Consider the following 23,392-nt stretch of genomic DNA (forward strand, 5'->3'; position numbering starts at 1 on the left):
CACCATTTGCCAGGAGGTGGGCGTGAGTACCGAAATCCAGTGGAATGTCCTGCGACACAGAGCAACTGAGATGCTGTCCCATGCCTACGCCCCGTACTCGCACTACCCCGTGGGGGCCGCGGGAGTCACCTCCGACGGGCGTGTCGTCGCAGGTTGCAATGTGGAAAATGTCTCATACGGTCTGGGGATCTGCGCCGAGGTCTCGCTGGTCGCACAGTTGATCTCACAAGGTGACAGGTCCCTGCGTGCGGTGACCGTCACCGACGCCTCCGGCAAGGTCCTGATGCCGTGCGGGCGGTGCCGGCAGGTGCTCCTCGAACACGGCGGCCGTGACCTCCTCGTCGATCACCCCGCCGGTCCGCGTCTCCTCTCCGACCTGCTGCCTGACGCCTTCGGGCCCGACGACATCGCCCAGGTCGTGTCGTGACGTCGGAGATCGAGACCGCCGACGAGGTGATCCACGCCGTCTCGGTCATCGCGACCAAGCGTGGGGGCGGCGAACTCAGCGACGCGCAGATTGCGTGGATGGTCGACGGCTACACCCGCGGCGAGGTCGCTCCGGAGCAGATGTCGTCGTTGTTGATGGCCGTCTATCTACGCGGGATGAACCGCCGGGAGATCGCGACCTGGACCCGCGCCATGATCGACAGCGGACGTCGAATGGACCTGACGGGCCTGCGTCGAGACGGCCGTCGGCTGATCACGGTCGACAAACACTCCACGGGCGGCGTCGGCGACAAGATCACGTTGCCCCTGACGCCGCTCGTCGCGTCGTTCGGCGTCGCGGTGCCGCAGCTGTCCGGTCGGGGTCTGGGCCACACCGGCGGCACCCTCGACAAGCTGGAATCGATCCCGGGCTGGCGGGCCGAGTTGAGCACCGAGGAGATGTTCACCCAGCTCGAACGCGTCGGCGCGGTCATCTGCGCCGCCGGCGCCGACCTCGCTCCCGCCGACCGCAAGCTCTACGCGCTGCGTGACGTCACCGGGACGGTCGAGTCCATCCCGCTGCTCGCCACCTCGATCATGAGCAAGAAGATCGCCGAGGGCACCGGCGCGCTGGTCCTCGATGTTAAGACCGGATCGGGCGCTTTCCTGCCCGACGAGTCCGATGCCCGCGAACTGGCGTCGACGATGGTCGAACTCGGACACGACGCCGGGGTCGACACCCGGGCGCTGATCACTGACATGAGCGTTCCGCTGGGCCTGACCGTCGGCAACGCCGTCGAGGTCGCCGAATCGATCGAGGTGCTCGCCGGCGGCGGACCCGCCGACGTCGTCGAGCTGACCCTGGCACTCGCTCGCGAGATGCTCGACGCCGCAGGCCTTCCCGACGCCGATCCCGCCGAGCATCTGGCCAACGGCCGGGCGATGGACGCCTGGCGGTCGATGATCTCCGCGCAGGGTGGCGACCCGGATGCCCCGCTCCCGGTTGCCCGGCATCAGGATGTGTTCACCGCCGCCCGCGACGGCGTCGTGACCGGCATGGACGCGCGTGCGGTGGGGGACGCGGCCTGGCGACTGGGCGGTGGACGGTCCAAGCCCGGTGAATCGGTCTCGGCGGAGGCGGGTGTCATGATCCACGCCAAACCGGGCGACCGTGTCCGCGCCGGCCAACCGCTGTTCACCTTGCACACGCAGGATGAGGACCGGATCGCGGGCGCGCGCTCGAGTCTCGGTGGTGCGGTGCGGATCGAGGACACCGATGGCGACACGAGCGGCGTCGGCGACCGGCCACTGATCATCGATTCGGTTAGGTTCACAAGATGACGACGCTGGATCCGGCGCATCTCACCCTCGCGCCCAAGGTGCTCCTGCACGACCACCTCGACGGCGGGCTGCGGCCGGCGACCGTCCTGGAACTCGCGCACGACGTCGGCTACGACGGACTGCCGGTCGACGACGCGGTCGGGCTGGGCCGCTGGTTCCGCGAGGCCGCCGACAGCGGGTCCCTCGAGCGATATCTGGAGACCTTCACCCACACCGTCGCCGTCATGCAGACCGTCGACGCTCTCGAGCGGGTGGCGCGTGAGTGCGTGGAGGACCTCGCCGACGACAACGTCGTCTACGCCGAGGTCCGCTACGCACCCGAACAGCATCTCGAGGCCGGGCTCACCCTCGACGAGGTGGTCGAGGCGGTGCTGCGCGGATTCGCCGACGGTGAGCGGATCGCCGCCGACCGCGGGAAGACGATCATCGTCCGCTGTCTGGTCACCGCGATGCGGCACGCGGCCCGCTCGCGGGAGATCGCCGAACTCGCGGTGCGCTACCGCGATCGCGGCGTCGTCGGCTTCGACATCGCCGGCGCCGAGGCCGGTCACCCGCCAACCCGTCATCTCGACGCCTTCGAGTACATGCGCGCCAACTCCGCGCCGTTCACCATCCACGCGGGCGAGGCATTCGGCCTGCCGTCGATCCACGAGGCCATCGGCTTCTGCGGCACGGACCGTCTCGGCCACGGAGTGCGCGTCTTCGACGACGTCGAACTCCCCGACGGCGTCGACCTCGCAGCGCACTCCTTCACCGGGGCGAAGCTCGGTCTGATCGCGAACATCGTGCGCGACAAGCGGATTCCGCTCGAGCTGTGCCCGAGTTCGAATGTGCAGACCGGGGCGGTCAGCTCGCTCGCCGAGCACCCGTTCAACGTGCTGGCCCGACTCCGGTTCCGGGTCACCGTCAACACCGACAACCGGCTCATGGGCGACACCACGATGAGCAAGGAGTTCGGCCTGCTCGCCGACCAGTTCGGTTACGGCTGGGCCGATTTCGAACGCTTCACGGTCAACGCCATGAAGTCGGCGTTCATCCACTTCGACGAACGGCTCGATGTGATCGACGACGTGATCAAGCCGGGTTACGCGGTACTGCTCGGCTCGGGCTAGCCTTTCTTGACGAGCCGGGTCTCGAAGTCGTGTTCGAGCGCGCGCCAGGCCTCGGCCTCGTTGTCGAACGGTCCGCTCGGGGCCATCCGCTTCGGGTCGGGGTTGACGGTGTAGTCGACGAACCAGCCGAGGGGAGTCGACGTGCCCAGTGCCTCGTTGACGGTGTCGTCGCCGGCGTAGTCGGCTGCGTCGGTGAACAGTTCGACGGCGAGGTCGAGCTGATCGCGGTCCATGCGGCGGGGTCCGTCGGCGATGTCCTCGGCGAGGCCGGGCAGCACGTAGACGTTGTCGTCGATGACGTCGAATTCGAGTGAGCCGTTGGTGGCCTCGGTCCGGATGTCCTCGAACGTCATCAGCTCGGCCAGATCGTGGGCGTTGTCGTCGGCGAGGAAACGTGAGAGCGACCGCGCCGAGGTGAACACGAAGATCTTGCCCTTGGCGCCCAGGAACACCGGGTCGTCGCCGAGGTAGCAGCGCAGCGTCAGGTACTCGTTGCCGCTCGTGACAATCTTGATCGGGTCGATGCCGACCGACGCCCAGAAATCGTCGTCGTCGTACTCGTCACCGTCATCTTCGTCGTCGTCCTCGTCTTCGTCTTCGTCGACGGTGTCGTCCGCGGTCTCGACGATCTCGATGTCGTCGTCGTCCGGTTCGTCTTCGTCTTCGGCGGAGGCGGCGGCCTCGAGTTCGGCCTCGGCGGTCTCGACTGCCTTGGCGTCGACCTTCGGCGTGGTGATGACCTCGTCGATGGCGTCGAGGACGTCGTCCCAGTGCTTGGCGATGAGACGGCCGATGCGGACCCAGAGGTCGGTGCCCTCGCGGCCCTCGAAGTTGCGGGTACCGGTGGTGACCGCACCCAGGATCGGGTTGCCGTTGAAGAACTTCGTGATCGCGGTCAGTTCGCAGACCTCACCCAGGATGCGCACGATCTCGAGCGCGTCCTCGAGTTCGGCGATGACCTCGGGGGTCGGATCCTCGGCGGCCAGCTCGGGCACGCCCACCAGGTCGTAGGTGTGGCGCTCGTCCGGGATCAACTCCTCGGCCTGCACGCCGACGATGGTCGGCCACGCCGGATGCTCGACGAGGTCGTTGTCGTCATTGGTGCGGACGAAGGCCGCGAGCTCGGCGACGCCGGGCAGGACGTAGAGATCCTCGTCGAGACCGAGGAACGCCTCCCACTCGTCGTCACCCTCTCGCCAGCGGGGTGCCCACAGGGTGAAGCTGTTTCCGTCGGTGAGTCCGAGCTCAATCGGGACGATGTCTCCGGCCATGGGGACACAGCCTAGCGATTGATCGCCGTGGATCCAGTAGTGCCCCCACAGAGGCCGAACGGTTTTCGTGCCGAGTCGTCATCGGGGCCGGAAGAATCCTTCGAAGGTCTGGTCGAGATTCGTGGTCCGAACCGGTGAGACGCCGACCGGATCGCCGGCCTCGATCATCTGATCGTTGCCGATGTACATGGCCACGTGCCCGGACCACACGGCGAGATCGCCGGGCTGTAGTTGGGCCTGTGACACGCGGATTCCGGCGGTGTCCTGATCCTGGGCCAGGCGGGGGAGATCGAGACCGGCCTGCCGATATGCCCATCTGGTGAAACCGCTGCAGTCGAAACCGGCGGGCGTCGTCCCGCCCCAGAGATAAGGAACACCCCGCTGGCTCAGTGCCGCGCGCACTGCCTTCGCCGCCCGCTCGTTCGGCGCGTACGCCACCGAACCGTCGGGGAGCGTGATCGGCACGCCTCCGGACACCGGCGACACCGACAGTCGCTCAGCGGTGGCCGGGTCGCTGGTGGTCGTGACCGATGCGGGTGCGATCCGCCGGCCGAGGGCCGCCATCGCATCGGTGTCGGAGCGGAGGTCGGCACGTGTGCGAGCGACGATCTCGAGACCACGGCCGAGATGCCCGGCCGCCACCGGCAGCATCGTCAGCAGCCCGGCCGGGGTGAACAGCTCGCTCCCGAAGGCGCGAGCCCGACGTTCGAGGGAGTCCACCAGGCCGAGGAGTCGGGTCGACGCCGACTGCACTTTTCCGCCGGCGCTCTCGACGAGGCGGGCGAAGTCGTCGGCGTCGTCGGTCAGCATGCCCATGCTCTGCTGAACTCGTCCCGTGGCGTCGACGGCCGCCGCGGCGCCGGAGCCCTCCCAGTGCGTGCGCACCGCTTCGGTCGCGGCTGTCGATCCACGGCGTGCGGCGTCGACAGCATCCGCTGCGGCACGGATCGTCTCCGCCGGATTGCCCGGCGCGAGGACGCCGGTGCCCAGCGCGGCGACGAGCTGTCGTAGGGGTTCGGCGAACATCGCGGCGTCGAGCATCAGAGGGTGAACCCCCGGTCGGCGGCCGCGCAGTCGCAGGCGAGGTAGGTCTCGTCGGCGCGGCGGGTGGCCGACGCGACCTGTTCCTGCCGCGCCGCCGTCGTCTCGAGGTTGCTCCGGTGGACCCGAAGGAACTCGACCACCGCGGCGAGGAACTCCGCGCCGATGATCCCGAACGTGATCGCGAGGTCGACCAGAGCCGCCTCGTCGGTGCGGGCCTGATCGCCGACCAGCACGCTCCCGGCGCGGTGCGTCGACGAGAATTCCTGCAGCGCCGGTGATTTCGTCATCAGGACGGTTTCCCGGGCATTCCCGGGAGGGGGGAGGATGGCGGATGGGGCCGTGGATCGCGGGCTCATGGGTTTCTGACGCGGCGGGCGTCGGTTCGGTTCCATCGGGTGCGATCGAACCTCGTCGGCGGCGTTGCGCGATACCTCAATGCGCACGTGGGTGAGGCACAGGAAATAGTCTGGTCGGCATGGAACGCCTGATCGTCGACCATCCTCTCGCCGCCGCTCGTCTGACGACGATGCGAGACGAGACCACCGACAACGCCGGATTCCGTGCGGCACTCTCGGATCTCACCCAGATGCTGATCTACGAGGCTCTGGCGGCCGCGCCCCGTGCCGACCTCGAGATCAAGACGCCACTGGTCCCGCACACCGGATCACGGCTGGCGAAGCCGCCGCTGCTGGTCCCGGTCCTGCGTGCGGGCCTCGGGATGGTCGAGCAGGCGCATGCGATGGTGCCCGAGTCCCGGGTCGGTTTCGTGGGCATCGCCCGCGACGAGGAGACCGCCCAGCCGGTGCCGTATCTCGAGTCCCTGCCCGAGGACCTCTCCGGGCTGCCCGTCTTCGTCCTCGACCCGATGCTCGCGACCGGCGGGTCGATGCTGCACACGATCGAACTGCTCGTCGCGCGCAACGCCACCGACATCACCGCGGTCTGCGTCGTCGCGGCACCCCAGGGTGTGGAGTTGCTCGAGAAGTCGGGCCATCCGTGCCGTCTCGTCGTGGCCGCGATCGACGAGGGCCTCGACGACGTCAACTACATCGTGCCGGGACTCGGCGACGCCGGCGACCGTCAGTTCGGCCCGCGCTGACGGAGATCCGGGCCGGCCGGTCGTGATCGGTCAGCCGGGTGACGACCAGTAGGCGAGCATCGGTTCGTTCGCCAGAACCGAACCGCCCTCCACGATGGTGAGACTCGACGGGGACACCAGGTAGCGGACGGCTCCGTTGCGTGCCTCGAAGGTGTTGCCGACACGGGTCGGGAACTGCAGCTCGATGCCACCCTCGGGTGCCTGCCCCTTGTAGTACCAGCGACCCGTCTGGTTGCCGACCTGGCAGATGACCACGCGCGACCGGGAAGTCTGACCGATCGCGACCGCCGGGTCGTCGGCGGCGTTGCAGCGCGGGCCGGTCACGAATCCCTGCCAATCGGCGCCCGCCACGGGCGGGGCGGGACGGTTCGTCGGCGGCGACGGCGTGGTTGTGATGGTGGTCTGGGTCGTCGGCGGGGACTGGGTGACCGTGCTCGTGACCGTCGGGAGCTCCGAGGTCGTGGAACTCGCGGCGACCTCGTCGGACGATTCCTCGTCGGCAGGTATCAGCAGGAATGCGGCCAGCACGCCCGCGACCACCAGCAGGATGCCGGCGCCGATGGCCACGAGGACCGCGGGTGATGTCCACGGCGAACGCGGCGGTGGGGGCGGCGGACCCTGCGGATGGCCACCCGGCCCGTAGGCGCCCGGGTACCCGCCGGGCGGGTACCCGCCGGGCGGGTAACCGCCGGAACCGTCGGGTGGGTAGGTCATGGTGCTCCTCGAGTTCTGTCGGGACTCGTCGGGGGAGGAATCGCCGCCGGGATCGGTTCTACAGCTCGCCGATGATCTGGGCGAGCAGTTCGCCCATACGCGTCGCCGATGTACGCCCGACCTCGAGTACCTCGGCGTGACTGAGGTGTTCACCGGTCATCCCGGCGGCCAGGTTGGTCACCAGCGAGACCCCGAGGACCTCGAGTCCCGCGGCCCGGGCGGCGATGGTCTCGTGCACCGTGGACATGCCGACCAGGTCGGCGCCCAGCGTGCGCAGCATGCGGATCTCGGCGGGGGTCTCGTAATGCGGTCCGGGCAGGCCGGCGTAAACACCCTCGGCGAGCGCCGGGTCCACGCGGCGGGCGATCCCGCGCAGCCGCGGGGAGTAGGCGTCCACGAGGTCGACGAACTGCGCGCCGACCAGCGGGGAACGCGCGGTCAGGTTGAGATGGTCGGAGAGGAGCACCGGCTGACCCACCGACATGTCCTCGCGCAGACCACCGGCGGCGTTGGTGAGCACGACCGTGTGGACGCCGGCGGCCGCCGCGGTACGCACCGGATGCACGACCCGCGCGAGGTCGTGACCCTCGTAGGCGTGAATCCGGCCGAGCATCAACAGGACTCGGCGGTCACCGACCCGCACGGAATGGATCACGCCACCGTGGCCGGCAGCCTTGGGCGGGGTGAAGCCGGGGATCGAGGACATCGGCAGCGAACGGATCGGTGCACCGAACGCGTCGGCCGCCGGGGCCCACCCGGAACCGAGGATCACGGCCACATCGTGTGCGGCGGCGTCGGTCTCGGCGGCGATGGTGGCGGCCGCGACGATGGCCGCGGCGTCGGCGTCGGCAGTGGGATCCATGCGCCAACCCTAAACGGTGATCCCGACGCCGGTGCGGCACCGCGGCGTCGTGCGAGCGCCGTGCGCGGAGTGGACTCCGCGGAGCGATAAGGTCAGTTCATGCCATATCTCAACGAGGTCGGGGAGGTCGTCGAACTCCATCTCGGGGCCAAGGGCGCCGAGCTCGACGAGTCGAACCCCGAGAACCGCTTCCGTCTGGAATGGCTCGACGAGGTGGAACGGTTGCTCGCTGAGGTGAGCGCCGACCCGAAGCGTCCAATGGTGCTGACCGCGACCGGCAAGTTCTTCACCAACGGGCTCGACACCGACCACATCTTCGCCGCGCCGGATCAGCTGCCCGCATACCTCGACCGGGTGCACGCGCTGTACGCCACGATCCTCACCCTCCCGGTGCCGACGGTCGCGGCCGTCAACGGGCACGCCTTCGGCGCCGGCGCCATGCTCGCCCTCTGCGCCGACCACCTGGTGATGCGTACCGAGCGCGGATTCTGGTCGCTGCCCGAGGCGGCCCTGAACATGCCGTTCACCCGCGGCATGTCGACGCTTCTGCGCACGCGACTCACCGACCGGACCGCGACCGAGGCGATGTACACCAGCCGCCGCTACGGTGCCGCCGATGCGGTCGCCGCCGGCATCGTCGACGAGGCGGTGGAGGCGGATCGACTGACCGCCCGCGCCGCCGAGATCGCCACCGCCCGTGCCGCGACGGTGGGTCCCAATCTCGCGCTGATCAAGCGGGGACTCCGCGGACCGCTGCTCGCCGACCTCGCCGTCCCGACTCCCGCCGGGGTCCTGTCGTGACCGGTGCGCAGGCGGGCAGCCTGCCCGACGCGTCGAAGATCATCGACGCATGGCTGGCCGCGCACGGTCCTCGGTTGATCGCCTGGCGGCGCGACCTCCACGCCCACCCCGAACTGTCCCGGCAAGAGGTGCGCACCACCGAACTGGTGATGGCCGAGCTGTTGGCGGTGGGACTCGCCCCGCGTCGGCTCCCACTGGGCACCGGCGTCGTCTGCGACCTCGGCCCGGCCGGTGAACCGCGGATCGGCCTGCGCGCCGACATGGACGCGCTGCCGGTCACCGAACACACCGGCCTCCCGTTCACCTCGACGGTCGAGGGCGCGTCCCACTCCTGCGGACACGACGCCCATACCGCGATCCTGATCGGCGTGGCCAAGCTCCTGGCCTCGGCCGGACCGCTCCCGGTGGGGGTCCGGCTGATCTTCCAGGCGGCCGAGGAGGTCATGCCGGGCGGTGCGCTCGACGCCATCGAGGCCGGAGTGACCAGCGGGCTCGGACGCATCTTCGCGCTGCACTGCGATCCGCGTCTGCCCGTCGGCACCGTCGGCCTGCGGTCGGGTCCGCTGACCTCGGCGGCCGACCACATCGACCTGCAACTCCACTCCGCGGGCGGCCACACGTCCCGCCCGCACCTGACCGGCGACCTGATCTACGCGATGGGCACCGTGATCACCGGGCTGCCCGGGGTTCTGTCGCGGCGCGTCGACCCGCGCTCGGGAACCGTGATGGTGTGGGGTGCGGCCAACGCCGGCAGCGCCGCCAACGCCATCCCGCAGGAAGGCAGGATGCGCGGCACGGTACGCACCGGCGACCACGACACCTGGGCCGCGCTCGAACCGCTGGTCCGCAGCGTCGTCGGCGAACTCCTGGCGCCGCTCGGCGTGCGCTACGACCTCTCCTACTTCCGGGGTGTGCCGCCCGTGGTCAACGACGAGATCGCCGTGGGCATGCTGGAACGCGCGGTCGCCGCGATCGGCCCCGACGCCGTCGCCGCCACCCCGCAGTCACCCGGCGGCGAGGACTTCTCCTGGTACCTCGAGCAGGTGCCGGGCGCGATGGCCCGGCTCGGCGTGTGGGACGGTTTCGGCCCGCAGGTCGATCTGCACGCACCGAACTTCGACCTCGACGAACGTGCCCTGGCGATCGGTGTCCGCACCCTCGCGGGCGTCGTCCTCAACGCGCGCAGCGCCGCCGGCGAACCGCCGGAGCTCACGCCGCCGTTCGCGCCCTAGGCCTCAGGGTTCGACGGGCCCCGGCCTCAGGATTCGACGGGCCCTGGCCTCAGGATTCGACGGGCCCTGGCCCGGGGCCGACGTTGCGCGACTCGCGCAACCGCAGGTCCTGCACGTAGTCGGCGGGGGCACCGGCGATCTCCGCCGCCTCGGCCATGACACCGAGGTAGCGGGCCGAGGGGAGACCGCCCTCGTAGGCGTCGAGCACGTAGAGCCAGGCCAGCACGGGGCCGTCGGCGGTGTCGACGCGGGCGCGGATCTTGCGGTGGATGCCGAGTTCGGAGCCCTCCCAGCGGTCGAGCAGCTCCTCGTCCTCGGTGGTCACGTCGTACAGGACGACGAAGACACGGGCGTCGGGGTCGTCACGATCCTCGGTGACCGTCGCCAGGGATCCCTCCCAGCCGATGTCGCCGCCACCGAAGGTCAGACGCCACCCGCGAAGCCATCCGGTACCCGACATCGGCGAGTGTGGCGCACGTTCCGCCATCTGCTCGGGATGCATGTTGCTTCCGTAGGCTGCGTAAATCGGCACGGATGGAGCCTAGTGGGTCGGGGGCGACTCCGGAAGGCGACAGGCAGGGGTGAAGGAGTGGCGTACGACGCATGCGGGGCCACCACCTGAGTGTTGCGGAACGATCCGGACTAGGTTGGTACATGGCGCGACACCATGCGACGGTCCGCCACACCAGAGCGACGCACCACCCCGCGGGGCTCGACCCAGTCGGATCTGCCGCCGGACACCATTCGGTCGGACGCCCGCCGGTCCGGCGCCAGCCAGTTCGCCCATTCGACAACACCACCCGGGCGCGCGGTGCCCCACGAAGGCAGCCGCGACGAAACCGGTGAAGGACAGGAGTGCACAGTGACCAGGATCGTCATCATCGGCGGTGGACCAGCGGGCTATGAGGCGGCACTCGCCGCGGCCGCCTACGGCGCCGACATCACGGTGATCGATTCGGACGGCATCGGTGGGGCCTGCGTGCTGTGGGACTGTGTCCCGTCGAAGACGTTCATCGCCTCCACCGGCATCCGTACCGAGGTTCGTCGTGCCGTGGACCTCGGCATCAACCTCAAGACCGACGACACCCTGGTCACCCTCCCGCAGATCCACCAGCGCGTGCGCGACCTCGCCTTCGCCCAGTCCGCCGACATCAAGTCGCGACTCGTGAGCGAGGGCGTCAAGCTGGTCTCCGGTACCGCCGTCCTCGACGAGACCCAGGTCGGCCTCTCGACCCACAGTGTTCTCGCGACCCTGGCCGACGGCAGCACCCAGCGCTTCGACGGCGACGTCGTGCTCATCGCGACCGGCGCGTCGCCGCGCATCCTGCCCGACGCCCAGCCCGACGGCGAACGCATCCTCACCTGGCGCCAGCTCTACGACCTCGAGGAACTGCCCGAGCATCTCGTGGTCATCGGTTCGGGTGTCACCGGCGCCGAGTTCGTCCACGCCTACACCGAACTCGGTGTGAAGGTGACTCTGGTGTCGAGCCGCGACCGCGTCCTCCCGCACGAGGACGAGGACGCGGCCCTGGTGCTCGAGGACGCGCTCGCCGAACGCGGCGTCGAACTCGTCAAGCACGCCCGCGCCGACAAGGTCGTCCGCGACGGCGACACCGTCACCGCCCATCTCGCCGACGGGTCCGCGGTCACCGGTAGCCACGTGCTGATGACCGTCGGTTCGATCCCCAACACCGCGAACCTCGAACTCGAGCGGGCCGGTGTCGAGGTCGACAAGGGCGGCTACATCCAGGTGGACCGGGTGTCGCGGACCTCGGTGCCGGGCATCTACGCCGCCGGCGACTGCACCGGCCTGCTGCCGCTGGCCTCGGTGGCCGCCATGCAGGGCCGCATCGCGGTGTACCACGCACTGGGTGAGGGCGTCAGCCCCATCAAGCTGAAAACCGTTGCGTCGGCGATCTTCACGCGTCCCGAGATCGCCACCGTCGGGGTGTCGCAGAAGGCCATCGACGCCGGCGAGTACCCCGCCCGCACCGTGATGCTGCCGCTGGCGACCAACCCGCGCGCCAAGATGAGCGGTCTGCGACGCGGTTTCGTGAAGATCTTCTGCCGCCCCGCCACCGGCGTGGTCATCGGTGGTGTCGCGGTTGCCCCCAACGCCTCCGAGCTCATCCTCCCGCTCGCCCTCGCGGTGCAGAACAAACTGACGGTCGGCGATCTCGCACAGACCTTCTCGGTGTACCCGTCGCTGTCCGGGTCGATCACCGAGGCGGCGCGTCAGCTCGTCCGTCACGACGATCTGGACTGACAACCGGCGGGCCCCCTCGATCACGGTAGGGTCGTCGAGAATCCGCCCGGGACCGGGCACACCGCGACGTGGGGGGAGATGTCGTGACAGGACCGTTCGCCCAGAACAACCGGGGCGTGTCGAACGCCCCGTCCTTCGGCGGCGGACGCACCGACTGGGCCGGCATGGGCATCGACGAGATCATCGACACCCTCCGCACCATGAAGCCCGGCCAGGCGGCCGGTGACGTCGAGACGATCCTCAAGGCGATCGACGCGGTGCGCCGTGCGTCGGAGCGGATGGCGGCGATGTTCGGCGACGACCTGCGCGGCCTCGCCTCCGACACCGCCCTCGAGGCGGGGAAATCGTTGTCCGACGCCATGCAGCGGAGTGTGGAGACGGCGACCGTCGTCGGTGAGGCCCTGCGCAGCGCAGTCGGGATCGTCGGTGCGACACGGGATCAAGAAGGTCGGCTGCGTGAGCTGCAGCAGCATCTCCGCGAGAATCCCGAGGACGCGCCGACGGTGCGGTTCGAGGTCGACCGGACCATGTCGGGCACGTACTCGTCCCCGATGCAACGGGTCCAGCATTCGCTTCCCGAGCCCACCGGGCCGGACGACATGGTTCGCGGAGTGGGTGGCATGTCGGCAGCCGGAGTCGGCTCGGGTTCGGGTTCCGAGGCACCCCGGGGGCAGGCCGCGAACACCGTCGACGCCGGGGACTTCGGCCGTTCCGGTGGCGGTGCGATCCCAGTCGCGACCACCGGGGCGGCTCCGGGACCGGCGGGCGGCGGACCCACCCCGGTGACTCCGGTGTCCTCGTCCTCGTCGTCGTCGGGATCGTCCGGCCGCGGGGGTGCCGACGACCCCGACGGTCTTCTCCGCGGCGGCCGGGGCACCCCGGGAAGCGGCACGCACGGTCTCGCCGACTCCGGACGATCGGGAACCGGGAACGAATCCCGTTCCGGGGGAGCAGGTTCCGGGTCGGGATTAGGCCCAGTGCCGAGCCCGGTCGTCGGACCACTCCCGCTGTCGACGTCGGCGCCGGGTGTTGCGACGCCCACGGCGTCGACGCCGCCCGCCGCGAGCGCTGCCGCACCGCGTGCCGGGATCACACCACCGGTGGGTCCCGCCGGCGCGCCGCCGACAGGCCGCCGACCCGGGGCCGAGAACGACGACCAGCACAAAGCCGCACCCTATCTGCACAATCGTGAGCACGGCGCGGAGATCGTCGGCGATCTGCCGCTCGTCGGGCCGCCGGTCATCGGCGACTGGATTCCCCGCCCGGCCTCGCCCCTGTCCGAGACCCCGGCTTTCCGGCCGACGCCGGGGGAGGTGCTCACCCCGTCGGATCGTTCGCCGGGCACCTCCGACACGCGCACCGACGGCGACGAATCGTCGCCGAACACGCGGGGCCGGACATGCTGAGCCGGGTCGACCGGCTGCCCGGGGGTGTCGCCCGGCTGGCCTCCGCCGTACCCGACGAGGACATCGTCCGGTGCCTGCACCTCCTCGTCGCCACGGTGATGGACGTCACGGGCGCGTCGACGCCCGAGATCCGCGACGTGATCCGGCAATGGCGGCAGCAGGGAAGTGCCGACCCGGCGGGTGTGGGCGCGTTGAGAGTGGTCGCCGCGCAACAGGATTTCGACTCGTTCGCGCACCAGCGGCGCGGCGACGTCGACGCCCAGCTGGACAGCTTCCGGCGGGCCCGGGCTCTCGACTGTGTCCTCGCCGCCATGTCGGTGTCGACGACGGCCGAGGCTCCGCGAACGGCCCTGCGGGAGGCGGCCTACGAGGCTGCCGCGGCCCTCGGCGGCAGTGCGGGCGTCGTCGGCGTCCTTGCCGATTTCGTCGTCTGAATCACGCCGGACCGGTGAATCACGCCAGACCGAAGCTGTGCTCGACGGCCCGGTTCCACTCGGCGTACAGGCGGTCCCGTTCCTCCTCGGCCATGGTCGGCTTCCACCGCTTGTCCTCGGCCCAGTTGGCGCGGATGTCGTCCTCGCTCTCCCAGAACCCCACGGCCAGACCGGCGGCGTAGGCCGCGCCCAGCGCGGTGGTCTCGTTGACCACGGGTCGCACGACCGGGACGTCGAGGATGTCGGCCTGGAACTGCATGAGCAATTCGTTGACCACCATCCCGCCGTCGACCTTGAGCGTGGACAGCTCCATCCCGGCGTCGGCCTGCATCGCCTCGATGACCTCGCGGGTCTGGAAGGCGCTGGCCTCCAGCGCAGCTCGGGCCAGGTGGCCCTTGTTGACGAAGCGGGTCAGGCCGACGATCACGCCGCGGGCATCCGAACGCCAGCGCGGCGCGAACAGACCGGAGAACGCCGGGACGAAGTATGCGCCGCCGTTGTCGTCGACCTCCGCGGCCAGCCTCTCGACATCCGCCGCCTCCGAGAAGAGACCGAGATTGTCTCGCAGCCACTGGATGAGCGATCCGGTCACGGCGATCGACCCTTCGAGCGCATACCGCGCCTCCTGGTCGCCGATGCGGTAGCAGACCGTCGTCAGCAGGCCGTGCTCGCTGAAGACCGGCTCGGTGCCGGTGTTGAGCAACAGGAAGTTCCCGGTCCCGTAGGTGTTCTTGGCCTCGCCGGGGTTCAGACAGGCCTGACCGAAGGTGGCGGCCTGCTGGTCGCCGAGGATACCGGTCAGGGGGACGCCGGGCAGTGGGCCGTTGCCGCGCAGCGAGCCGAATTCGCCGGACGAGCTGCGGATCTCGGGCAGCATGGACATCGGGATGCCCATCTCCGCGCAGATCTCCTCATCCCAACTCAACGTCCGCAGATCCATGAGCATGGTGCGTGAGGCGTTGGTGACGTCGGTGACGTGCTGCCCGCCGTCGACACCGCCGGTCATGTTCCACGCGATCCAGGAATCCATTGTGCCGAAGCACAATTCACCAGCCTCGGCGCGCTCGCGCAGACCGTCGACGTTGTCGAGCAGCCAGCGGATCTTGGGCCCGGCGAAGTAGGTGGACAGCGGGAGACCGGTGCGTTCGCGGAAACGGTCGTCGCCCACGTCGCCCGCGAGTTCCCTGCACACGTCGCCGGTGCGGGTGTCCTGCCAGACGATCGCGTTGTGGACCGGCTTCCCGGACTCGCGGTCCCAGATCACCGTGGTCTCGCGCTGATTGGTGATGCCGCAGGCGACTATGTCCCTGGCGGTCAACTCGGCCGAGGCCAGCGCGGCAGCACCCACGCGGCGGGTGTTGCGCCAGATCTCGGCGGCGTCGTGTTCGACCCAGCCGGCCCGCGGGAAGATCTGCTCGTGTTCGAGTTGTTCGACGCCGACGACGCGTCCCTGGTGGTCGAAGATCATCGCCCGGGTGGAGGTGGTCCCCTGGTCGATCGCCGCCACGTATTTGCCTGAACTGCCCACGCCGTCAGTGTCGCACGCTGTGGTGCGGCCCGAGATCAATTAGGCTCGGCGAACATGAACACCGAGTTCAACCCGGACCGGCCGGCGGACATGGGCCCGCTCTACCGAGCCGAAGCGTGGCGGCGGCTCGGAGAAGAACAGTTCGACGTGGTCGTGATCGGCGGCGGGGTGGTCGGCGTAGGTGCCGCACTCGACGCCGCCACGCGCGGTCTGCGGGTGGCGCTGGTCGAGGCCCGCGACATCGCCTCGGGCACGTCGAGCCGGTCGTCGAAGATGTTCCACGGTGGCCTGCGCTACCTGGAACAACTCGAATTCGGGCTGGTGCGTGAGGCACTCAAGGAGCGCGAGCTCTCACTACGGCTGCTGGCCCCGCACCTCGTGAAACCCCTGCCGTTCCTCTATCCGCTGACGCAGCGGGTCTGGGAACGGCCGTATGTCGCGGCGGGGATCTTTCTCTACGACCGCATGGGCGGCGCCAAATCGGTGCCCGGGCAGAAGCATGTGACCCGTTCGGGTGCCCTCCGCGTGGCGCCCGCGCTCAAGCGCAGCTCGCTCATCGGTGGAATCCGGTACTACGACACGGTTGTCGACGACGCGCGGCACAGTCTCACGGTGGCCCGTACCGCGGCCAACTATGGCGCGGTCATCCGCACCTCGACGCAGGTGATCGGTTTCCTCCGCGAATCCGACCGTGTCCTCGGCGTTCGCGTGCGCGACACCGAGAACGGCGACGTCACCGAGGTGCGCGCCCACTGCGTCATCAACGCCGCCGGGGTGTGGACCGACGAGGTGCAGGCGTTGTCCAAGCAGCGCGGGCACTTCAAGGTGCGCGCGTCGAAGGGTGTGCACATCGTGGTGCCGCGCGACCGGATCGTCAGCGAGACCGCGATCATCCTGCGCACCGCCAACTCGGTGCTGTTCGTCATCCCGTGGGAGACGCACTGGATCATCGGCACCACCGACACCGACTGGAACCTCGACCTCGCGCATCCGGCCGCCACCCGGGCGGACATCGACTACATCCTGGAACGCGTCAACGAGGTGCTGGTCACCAAGCTGAACCACGACGACATCGAGGGCGTCTACGCCGGTTTGCGACCGCTGCTGGCGGGCGAGGACGACGAGACGTCGAAGCTCTCGCGTGAGCATGCCGTCGCCACCGTGGCACCGGGTCTGGTGTCGATCGCGGGTGGCAAGTACACCACCTACCGGGTCATGGCCGCCGACGCCGTCGACGCGTGCAACGACTTCATTCCCACCCGGGTGGCGCCGTCGATCACCGAGCGGGTGCCGCTGCTCGGTGCGGACGGATACTTCGCGCTGATCAACCAGTGCGAACATCTCGGGGAGCGATACGGCCTGCACCCGTACCGGGTTCGGCGACTGCTCAACCGCTACGGCTCGCTGATCGACGACGTGCTCTACTACGCGCAGGAGGACAGGTCGCTGCTCGCACCGCTGGCCGCCGCGCCGCAGTATCTGCGCGTCGAAGTGGTGTACGCAGCGGTCGCCGAGGCCGCGCTCCATCTCGAGGACGTGCTGGCCCGGCGCACCCGGATCGCGATCGAGTACTCGCACCGCGGCGTCGACTGCGCCGGCGAGGTCGCCGATCTGCTCGCACCCCTTCTCGGGTGGACCACCGAGAAGCGCGACTTCGAGGTGGCCAACTACATCGCGCGCGTCGAGGCCGAGGTGGCGTCGCAACAGCAACCCGACGACGATTCCGCCGACGCACTGCGGGCGGCCGCGCCCGAGGCGCGTTCGGAGATTCTCGAGCCGGTACCCGTCCCGGAGTGAGATCGCCGGTTTCGCCGGTTCGGTGACATTGTGTTCCGGATGAGTGGGCCGTTGGCCTCTGTTCGGTCCGACGTCCCCGAGGCAGGATCGAGGGTGGGGGAGAGAAGGGACTGGTCATGACAGAGACTCCGGTTCAGGTCCTCGGCCCGCAAGAGGCATGGGAACTACTCGGCTCCGCCGAGCTGGGTCGTATCGCGTTGAGCGTCAACGGTTCACCCGACATCTTCCCCGTCAACTACCACGCCGCGGACGGCAAGATCACGCTGCGCACCGGTGAGGGGACGAAACTCTCCGAAGTCGTCGTGAACAACCGCGTGGCGTTCGAGACCGACGCCCACACCGACACCGGCGGCTGGAGCGTCGTCGCCAAGGGAACGGCACGCGTTTTGACGTCGTTCGGCGACATCGAGGCGGCCGACAAGCTGCCCCTGCGCCCGTGGATCGCGACGGTGAAATACAACTACGTGGAGATCGCCGTCGAGGAGATCACCGCGCGCCGCTTCGAGTTCGGGCCCGAACCCGAGCGCTATCCCGTCTGAGCTCCGCAAACCCAGCCGCCATCGCAAACCCAGCCCTTATCCGTGAACCCAGCCCACTTGCCGGGGGTGGCTCTACGGAACAGGGCTGGGTTTACGCATCAGGTCTGGCAGCGCGGGCACCAGTAGATGGATCGATCGCCGCCGGTCGACGGGATCTCGCCGCGCTTGATGATCGTCGCGCAGCGGCGGCACAGCTGTCCCTTGCGGCCGTAGACCCACATCCGCCCGTTCGGTGAGGTCTGGCCGGTGGTGGTGCGAGCCGAGCGCATCCGGTTGGCCCACAACAGACGTCGGCTGAGATCGACCATCGGACCGAGATCCACCTCGCCGACCGGTCGGGTCGGGAGAACGCCACGCAGATAACAGATCTCGCTGCGGAAGACGTTGCCGACGCCGGCCATGAGGCGCTGGTCGAGGAGTGCCGCGCCGATCGTCTGGTCGGGGTCGGCGGCGAGGCGTCGGATCGCCTCCTCGCGGTCGAAGTCGTCGGCCAGCAGGTCCGGTCCCAGATACGCGAGGGCGGCGTCCGGGTCGGCGAGCAGTTCGAGCGTGCCGAGGTCGAAGCCGACGGCCTCGTGGTCGTCGGTGCGCAGCACGACGCGCGCCTGATAGGCGGGGCGACGCCACTTCTGGCCCCGGCGATGCACGTGCCAAACGCCCTCCATCTTCAGATGCGAGTGGATGCTGAGCGCGTCGCCCGCGCCGGGCTCGCTCTCGCCGACGTCGATGAGCAGATGCTTGCCCCTCGATCGGACGGAGACGACGGTCCGTCCCGACAGGTCCGACGTCGCGAGCGACGGGATGCGGAACTGCGTCGACGTGAGGGTTCGTCCCTCCAGCCCCTGACGCAGCCGCGCGGCCGCGGCGAAGACGGTGTCGCCCTCAGGCATGGGTTCCGTACCGGAGTCGGATGCCGCGCGGGGTCGTGGAGAAACCGGCCTCGACAAGCACCTTCCCGAAATCGGTGCCGCGCACCGGTTCGGAGTCGATCGCGTCGATGGTCAGCCGGGAGATCCGGCCGGCGCGGACCAGGGCCACCAGCGCGCCGGCGGCGGATTCCAGCGCCGGGATCGAATCGGTGAACGTCAGCAGCGTCTTGCCGCCACGCTCGACGAAGCACACGAGTTCGCCGTCGACGAGCACCACCAGGGCGCCGGGCTTGCGGCCCGGGCGGTGTCCCGCGTCGGCGTCGCGGGATCGTGGCCACTCCAGCGCCGCGCCGTATGGGTTGCCGGGGTCGGTGGCGGCGAGGATGGTCGCCTCGCGCGGCGGCTTGCGGTCGGGGAGAGCGTGACGCCGCAACTCGTCGACCGTGGCCGGGGAGGCGAACTGCGCGCCGCCGAGGCCGTCGACGTAGTAGCCGCGGCGGACCTGGCCGTTGTCCTCGAAAATGGTGAGCGCCTTGTACACCCGGGCGAATCCGCCGGTCACCTCCTCGGCGGTGACGCTGCCCCGCGTGATCACGCCGTAGCGCGTGAGCAGTTGGTCGCACAGTGCCTGCGTGGCGATGGTCGGGTCGATCTCGGGTCGGTCCAGGGCGAACCACCGGCCGCTCGCGGTCGGCGACACCGGCGGCCCGGAGGCGTGCTCGGTCAGGTAGCGCGCGGAGAGGCGACCGGCGCGGAGTCGTGGGGCCCTGCCGCGGGCGCGGTGGGCGGGCGCCGACCGTGGCGTCGTCGGGCTGCGCCGGGGATGCAGCAGTGCGCGGACGGGTGCGAACGTGTCATTGCTGACCTGTCCCGCCCAGACCAGGTCCCAGAGTGCGGATTCGATGTCCGCGGCCGGCGTCGTGGTGCCGGTGCTGATGTCCGCGGCGATCTGCGGGAACCGCAGTGCACCACCGGGGTGGAGTGCGGTGGTGATCGCATCGTGCAGGGCCGTGGTGTCGATGGTGTCGGCCTCGGAGATGGAGAACGCGGCCACGTCGGCGGGGTGCAGGGCCACCCAGCCGTCGGCGTTGCCGATGCGGCCGTGCCCCGACCACACGACCTCGCCGCTGCTCAGCAGCTCGTCGAGCATGGACGGGGCATAGTCCGAGACGCGCGCGGGCAATATCAGCGACTCCCAGGCCGACGCCGGCAGCGGGTAACCGGCCAGCTGGTCGATGACGGTGGCGAGGCCGTCGACCCCGCTGAGCTGCGTTCCGGGCGAACCGTGCTGCCATTCCACGAGGAAGCGGGTGAGAACCTCGGTGCCGACCGGTGCGACCTCGGCCCGGCTCGCGGCGAGCGACCCGCGCCGGATCTGACCGAGGACGTCGGTGTGGCACCACTGGGTGGTCGGTGCCGCTCCCTGGGCCGGATCGGCGGTGCCGGTCTCGGGCAGGAAATCACCTTCGACGACGCGTCGTTCCGCGGCGAGGCGGGCCAGGGTGTCGCGGACGACGGCGGTCGCGATGCCCAGGGACGCCGCCGCGTCGGTGACGGTGAAGGGCCCGTGGGTGCGGGCGTAGCGCCCGATGAGGTCGCCGACCGGGTCGGGTACCGGTTCGAGGTAGGCCGCCGGGATGCCCATCGGTGCAGGGACTCCGAGTGCGTCGCGGAGTCGTGCGGTGTCGTCGATCGACGCCCACAGCGCGCGCCGGTTGTGGTTGACCGAGATGATCTGCCCGCTGCGGTGCAGCTCGGCCAGCACCTCGGCCACCGCCGCTTCTCCCCGATATCTCGGCTCGACCTCCTCGGTGGTCAGCGGTCCGAGCCAGCGGAGGAGGTCGACGACGTCCTCGGCGTCGCGTGCCTGGCGGTCGGGTGACAGGCGTTGCAGGCGGGCGATGACCTCGGCGATGACGCCGGGATCGAGGAGCTCACGCAGGTCGACGCGGCCGAGCAGCTGCGCGAGGAGGCTGGTGTCGAGGGACAGGGCGGCGGCTCGACGTTCGGCGAGCGGCGCGTCGTCGGCGTACATGAAGGCGCCGACGTAGCCGAACAGCAGCGACGCCGCGAACGGCGACGGACTCGGGGTCTCGGTCTCCACGACGCGGATCCGGCGCGACCGGATGCGGCCGAGCAGGTCGAGCAGTGCCGGGAGGTCGTACACGTCCTGCAGGCACTCGCGAACCGCTTCGAGGACGATCGGGAAGTCCGGGAACTTGGATGCGACGGAGAGCAATTGGGCGCTGCGCTGCCGCTGCTGCCACAGCGGCGCGCGCCGGCCGGGATCGCGCCGCGGCAGGAGCAGTGCGCGCGCGGCACATTCGCGGAACCGCGAGGCGAACATCGACGAGTCGGCGAGACCGTCGGTCACGAGCTGTTCGACCTCGTCGGGATCGAGGAGGAAGACGTCGGCACCCGGGGGTGCGTCGTCGGTGTCGGGCAGACGCAGGATGATGCCGTCGTCGGAGGCGGTGGTGGCGCCCTCGATACCCAGTGTCGCGAGGAGTCGTTGGGAGATGGCGCTCGCCCACGGCGCGTGGACACGCAAGCCATAGGGGGAGTGCAGGATGACGCGCCAGTCGCCGAGTTCGTCGCGGAACCGTTCGACGACGAGCGTCCGGTCGGTGGGGAGGTGACCGGTCGCCTCGCGCTGTTCGGCGATGAGCGTGGCCAGGTTGGTGCGGGCGTTCTCGGTGAGTCCGAGCCTCTCGGCATGGGCGTCGAGTTTCCCGGGATCGGCGATGGCCCCGGTGAACGCGCCGATCGCCGCACCGAGTTCGGCGGGACGTCCGATCGCGTCGCCGATCCAGAACGGCAGCCTGCCGGGCTGCCCGAAGGCCGGCGACACCAGGACGCGGTCGTGGGTGATGTCCTCGATGCGCCAGCTCGTCGCGCCGAGGGCGAAGACATCGCCGACCCGCGACTCGTACACCATCTCCTCGTCGAGTTCGCCCACGCGCGTGGACTTCTCGCCGACCATGAAGACGCCGAACAGTCCGCGATCGGGGATCGACCCGCCGGAGGTGACGGCGAGTCGTTGGGCGCCACGGCGGCCGGTGATCACGCCCGCGTCGCGGTCCCAGTTGACCCGCGGCCGGAGTTCGGCGAACTCGTCTGAGGGGAACCGCCCGGCGATGAGATCGAGGGTGGCGTCGAAGACCCCGCGTCCGAGGTCGCGGTAGGGAGCCGCCCGGCGAACGACCTCGTACCAGTGGTCGACCTCGAGATCGTCGACGGCGGCGGCCGCGATGGTCTGCTGCGCGAGGATGTCGAGGGGATTCTGGGGAACCTTGATCTCCTCGATCGCACCGTCGAGCATGCGCCCGACGGTGACCGTGCAGTGCAGCAGATCGGTGCGGTGTTTGGGATAGAGGATGCCCTGGCTGATCTCGCCCACCTGATGGCCGGCGCGGCCGATGCGCTGCAGGCCGCTGGCCACCGACGGCGGGGCCTCCACCTGGATCACGAGATCCACCGCACCCATGTCGATACCGAGTTCGAGCGAGCTGGTCGCCACGACGCAGGACAGGCGACCGGCCTTGAGGTCGTCCTCGATCTGCGCGCGCTGCTCCTTGCTCACCGAACCGTGGTGTGCCCGCGCGAGGACCGCCTCGGCGCCGGAACTCGCCCCGCTGCCCATCACGAACGCGGGAGCCCCGCCCGCGACCGTCGGGTTGGCGGTGGGCTCGGGCGTGACACCCTGCCGCTCGGCGTGGATCTCGTTGAGCCGCGCGGTCAGCTTCTCGGCGAGCCGACGGGAGTTCGCGAACACGATCGTCGCCCGGTTGGCCTCGATCTGGTCGACGATCGACGCCTCCACGTACGGCCACAGCGAACCGGCCGTGGGGGAGAATGCGTCGTCGAGCTCGGCCGGGTCGGCGCCGTCCGGGCCGGGTGCCGGCGGGATGTTCGCCATGTCCTCGACCGGCACGTCGACGCGGAGATCGAAGGTCTTGTCGGCCTTGGGCTTGACGACCTGGCAGGGCGCCGAGCCGGACAGGTACCCGGCGACGACCTCGGGAGGCCGCACGGTCGCCGACAGGCCTATCCGTTGGGCGGGCTTCTCGAGCAGCTCGTCGAGGCGCTCGAGGGTCAGGGCCAGATGTGTGCCGCGTTTGGTGGCGGCGACCGCATGGACCTCGTCGACGATGATCGCCTCGACATTCGTGAGGCTCTCCCGGGCCGCGGAGGTCAGCATCAGGTAGAGCGACTCGGGCGTGGTGATCAGGATGTCGGGCGGGGTCTTCACCAGAGCGCGGCGGTCAGCGGCCGAGGTGTCGCCGGACCGGACACCGACCGTTATGTTCGGTTCGGGCAGGTCCAATTCCTGCGCCGCACGGGTGATCCCGGTGAGGGGCGCGCGTAGATTGCGCTCCACGTCGACGGCGAGCGCCTTCAGCGGCGAGATGTAGACGACCTTCGTGCCCGGACGGCGGGTGGCGGCGTCGGCGGCCAGCCGGTCGAGCGCCCAGAGGAATGCCGCGAGCGTCTTGCCGGACCCGGTCGGGGCGATGACCAGGGTGTTCGCGCCGTCGGCGATCGAGGTCCAGGCGCCTTTCTGGGCCGCGGTCGGCTTGGTGAACGCTCCGGTGAACCATCGCCGGGTGGGGGCGGTGAAGCGATCGAGAACCGAGGGGCGGGGCATCTC

20 protein-coding genes are annotated in these 23,392 nt (G+C 69.8%); 11 read left to right on the top strand and 9 right to left on the bottom strand.

The window, feature by feature from the left end:
- Window positions 1-22 precede the first annotated feature (22 nt).
- The 3 genes from GOALK_RS12580 to GOALK_RS12590 are packed head-to-tail and all read left to right on the top strand — an operon-like array spanning window position 23 to window position 2,879.
- On the top strand, window positions 23-427 hold the full coding sequence (locus GOALK_RS12580) for a cytidine deaminase (protein ID WP_006359201.1): 405 nt from the start codon (window positions 23-25) through the stop codon (window positions 425-427).
- Window positions 424-1,767 carry a thymidine phosphorylase gene (locus GOALK_RS12585; protein WP_006359202.1) on the top strand — a complete coding sequence of 448 codons (1,344 nt, stop codon included), beginning with the start codon at window positions 424-426 and terminating at the stop codon, window positions 1,765-1,767. The genes GOALK_RS12580 and GOALK_RS12585 overlap by 4 nt, the downstream gene beginning before the upstream one ends.
- The gene (locus GOALK_RS12590) at window positions 1,764-2,879 is read left to right on the top strand and encodes an adenosine deaminase (RefSeq protein ID WP_006359203.1); all 1,116 of its coding nucleotides are present in this window, start codon (window positions 1,764-1,766) and stop codon (window positions 2,877-2,879) included. Before GOALK_RS12585 ends, GOALK_RS12590 begins: the two co-directional genes overlap by 4 nt.
- On the opposite strand, the gene GOALK_RS12595 is transcribed toward GOALK_RS12590, so the two are convergent.
- From GOALK_RS12595 to GOALK_RS12605, 3 genes are all read right to left on the bottom strand, one after another.
- Window positions 2,876-4,150 (bottom strand): SatS C-terminal domain-containing protein, encoded by a 1,275-nt coding sequence (locus GOALK_RS12595; RefSeq protein WP_006359204.1) that lies wholly within the window; start codon window positions 4,148-4,150, stop codon window positions 2,876-2,878. The genes GOALK_RS12590 and GOALK_RS12595 overlap by 4 nt on opposite strands.
- A 78-nt stretch (window positions 4,151-4,228) precedes the next feature.
- The gene (locus GOALK_RS12600; protein WP_006359205.1) at window positions 4,229-5,191 is read right to left on the bottom strand and encodes a C40 family peptidase; all 963 of its coding nucleotides are present in this window, start codon (window positions 5,189-5,191) and stop codon (window positions 4,229-4,231) included.
- Window positions 5,191-5,481 carry a type VII secretion target gene (locus GOALK_RS12605; RefSeq protein WP_006359206.1) on the bottom strand — a complete coding sequence of 97 codons (291 nt, stop codon included), beginning with the start codon at window positions 5,479-5,481 and terminating at the stop codon, window positions 5,191-5,193. Before GOALK_RS12605 ends, GOALK_RS12600 begins: the two co-directional genes overlap by 1 nt.
- Window positions 5,482-5,669: 188 nt before the next feature.
- Between GOALK_RS12605 and upp the strand changes: the two genes are divergently transcribed.
- A complete protein-coding gene (gene upp, locus GOALK_RS12610; protein WP_006359207.1) occupies window positions 5,670-6,293 on the top strand; it encodes a uracil phosphoribosyltransferase in 624 nt (207 codons plus the stop codon).
- A gap of 30 nt (window positions 6,294-6,323) precedes the next feature.
- Here the strand turns inward: upp and GOALK_RS12615 are convergent, their stop codons facing one another.
- Entirely contained in the window at window positions 6,324-7,007 is a 684-nt protein-coding gene (locus GOALK_RS12615) for a hypothetical protein (protein WP_006359208.1), read from the bottom strand.
- Between the two features lie 58 nt (window positions 7,008-7,065).
- Entirely contained in the window at window positions 7,066-7,869 is an 804-nt protein-coding gene (locus GOALK_RS12620) for a purine-nucleoside phosphorylase (protein WP_006359209.1), read from the bottom strand.
- Between the two features lie 99 nt (window positions 7,870-7,968).
- On the opposite strand from GOALK_RS12620, the gene GOALK_RS12625 reads away from it, so the two are divergent.
- Both GOALK_RS12625 and GOALK_RS12630 read left to right on the top strand, forming a co-directional pair.
- Entirely contained in the window at window positions 7,969-8,670 is a 702-nt protein-coding gene (locus GOALK_RS12625; RefSeq protein ID WP_006359210.1) for an enoyl-CoA hydratase/isomerase family protein, read from the top strand.
- Window positions 8,667-9,902: an amidohydrolase gene (locus GOALK_RS12630; protein ID WP_006359211.1), complete on the top strand. Its 1,236-nt coding sequence runs from the start codon at window positions 8,667-8,669 to the stop codon at window positions 9,900-9,902. The genes GOALK_RS12625 and GOALK_RS12630 overlap by 4 nt, the downstream gene beginning before the upstream one ends.
- 49 nt (window positions 9,903-9,951) lie before the next feature.
- On the opposite strand, the gene GOALK_RS12635 is transcribed toward GOALK_RS12630, so the two are convergent.
- A complete protein-coding gene (locus GOALK_RS12635) occupies window positions 9,952-10,434 on the bottom strand; it encodes a gamma-glutamylcyclotransferase family protein (protein WP_006359212.1) in 483 nt (160 codons plus the stop codon).
- 330 nt (window positions 10,435-10,764) lie between these two features.
- On the opposite strand from GOALK_RS12635, the gene GOALK_RS12640 reads away from it, so the two are divergent.
- From GOALK_RS12640 to GOALK_RS12650, 3 genes are all read left to right on the top strand, one after another.
- The gene (locus tag GOALK_RS12640; RefSeq protein WP_006359213.1) at window positions 10,765-12,168 is read left to right on the top strand and encodes an NAD(P)H-quinone dehydrogenase; all 1,404 of its coding nucleotides are present in this window, start codon (window positions 10,765-10,767) and stop codon (window positions 12,166-12,168) included.
- Window positions 12,169-12,251: 83 nt separating this feature from the next.
- Complete coding sequence (locus GOALK_RS12645; RefSeq protein WP_006359214.1) at window positions 12,252-13,574, top strand: hypothetical protein; 1,323 nt, start codon at window positions 12,252-12,254, stop codon at window positions 13,572-13,574.
- On the top strand, window positions 13,568-14,008 hold the full coding sequence (locus tag GOALK_RS12650) for a hypothetical protein (RefSeq protein ID WP_006359215.1): 441 nt from the start codon (window positions 13,568-13,570) through the stop codon (window positions 14,006-14,008). Before GOALK_RS12645 ends, GOALK_RS12650 begins: the two co-directional genes overlap by 7 nt.
- A gap of 19 nt (window positions 14,009-14,027) precedes the next feature.
- Here GOALK_RS12650 and glpK read toward each other — a convergent pair whose 3' ends face one another.
- Window positions 14,028-15,515 (bottom strand): glycerol kinase GlpK, encoded by a 1,488-nt coding sequence (gene glpK, locus GOALK_RS12655; protein ID WP_040004187.1) that lies wholly within the window; start codon window positions 15,513-15,515, stop codon window positions 14,028-14,030.
- Window positions 15,516-15,590: 75 nt separating this feature from the next.
- On the opposite strand from glpK, the gene glpD reads away from it, so the two are divergent.
- Window positions 15,591-17,333, top strand: a complete 1,743-nt coding sequence (gene glpD / locus GOALK_RS12660) for a glycerol-3-phosphate dehydrogenase (protein WP_006359217.1) — start codon at window positions 15,591-15,593, stop codon at window positions 17,331-17,333.
- A 116-nt stretch (window positions 17,334-17,449) separates the two neighbouring features.
- Complete coding sequence (locus GOALK_RS12665; RefSeq protein WP_006359218.1) at window positions 17,450-17,872, top strand: pyridoxamine 5'-phosphate oxidase family protein; 423 nt, start codon at window positions 17,450-17,452, stop codon at window positions 17,870-17,872.
- Window positions 17,873-17,970: 98 nt separating this feature from the next.
- Here GOALK_RS12665 and GOALK_RS12670 read toward each other — a convergent pair whose 3' ends face one another.
- Together GOALK_RS12670 and GOALK_RS12675 are read right to left on the bottom strand one after the other, a co-directional pair.
- Complete coding sequence (locus GOALK_RS12670) at window positions 17,971-18,762, bottom strand: DNA-formamidopyrimidine glycosylase family protein (protein WP_006359219.1); 792 nt, start codon at window positions 18,760-18,762, stop codon at window positions 17,971-17,973.
- Window positions 18,755-23,389: an ATP-dependent helicase gene (locus GOALK_RS12675; protein WP_006359220.1), complete on the bottom strand. Its 4,635-nt coding sequence runs from the start codon at window positions 23,387-23,389 to the stop codon at window positions 18,755-18,757. The genes GOALK_RS12670 and GOALK_RS12675 overlap by 8 nt, the downstream gene beginning before the upstream one ends.
- Window positions 23,390-23,392 lie beyond the last annotated feature (3 nt).

The sequence above is a fragment of the Gordonia alkanivorans NBRC 16433 genome (assembly GCF_000225505.1).
In the GTDB taxonomy this organism is placed as follows: Bacteria; Actinomycetota; Actinomycetes; order Mycobacteriales; family Mycobacteriaceae; genus Gordonia; species Gordonia alkanivorans.

Coding starts and splice junctions, on each gene's coding strand:
- GOALK_RS12675 (WP_006359220.1), bottom strand. CDS start 23,389: ATGCCCCGCCCCTCGGTTCTCGATCGCTTCACCGCCCCCACCCGGCGA.
- GOALK_RS12590 (WP_006359203.1), top strand. CDS start 1,764: ATGACGACGCTGGATCCGGCGCATCTCACCCTCGCGCCCAAGGTGCTC.
- GOALK_RS12600 (WP_006359205.1), bottom strand. CDS start 5,191: ATGCTCGACGCCGCGATGTTCGCCGAACCCCTACGACAGCTCGTCGCC.
- GOALK_RS12665 (WP_006359218.1), top strand. CDS start 17,450: ATGACAGAGACTCCGGTTCAGGTCCTCGGCCCGCAAGAGGCATGGGAA.
- GOALK_RS12595 (WP_006359204.1), bottom strand. CDS start 4,150: ATGGCCGGAGACATCGTCCCGATTGAGCTCGGACTCACCGACGGAAAC.
- GOALK_RS12605 (WP_006359206.1), bottom strand. CDS start 5,481: ATGACGAAATCACCGGCGCTGCAGGAATTCTCGTCGACGCACCGCGCC.
- upp (WP_006359207.1), top strand. CDS start 5,670: ATGGAACGCCTGATCGTCGACCATCCTCTCGCCGCCGCTCGTCTGACG.
- GOALK_RS12625 (WP_006359210.1), top strand. CDS start 7,969: ATGCCATATCTCAACGAGGTCGGGGAGGTCGTCGAACTCCATCTCGGG.
- GOALK_RS12670 (WP_006359219.1), bottom strand. CDS start 18,762: ATGCCTGAGGGCGACACCGTCTTCGCCGCGGCCGCGCGGCTGCGTCAG.
- GOALK_RS12615 (WP_006359208.1), bottom strand. CDS start 7,007: ATGACCTACCCACCCGACGGTTCCGGCGGTTACCCGCCCGGCGGGTAC.
- GOALK_RS12620 (WP_006359209.1), bottom strand. CDS start 7,869: ATGGATCCCACTGCCGACGCCGACGCCGCGGCCATCGTCGCGGCCGCC.
- glpD (WP_006359217.1), top strand. CDS start 15,591: ATGAACACCGAGTTCAACCCGGACCGGCCGGCGGACATGGGCCCGCTC.
- GOALK_RS12650 (WP_006359215.1), top strand. CDS start 13,568: ATGCTGAGCCGGGTCGACCGGCTGCCCGGGGGTGTCGCCCGGCTGGCC.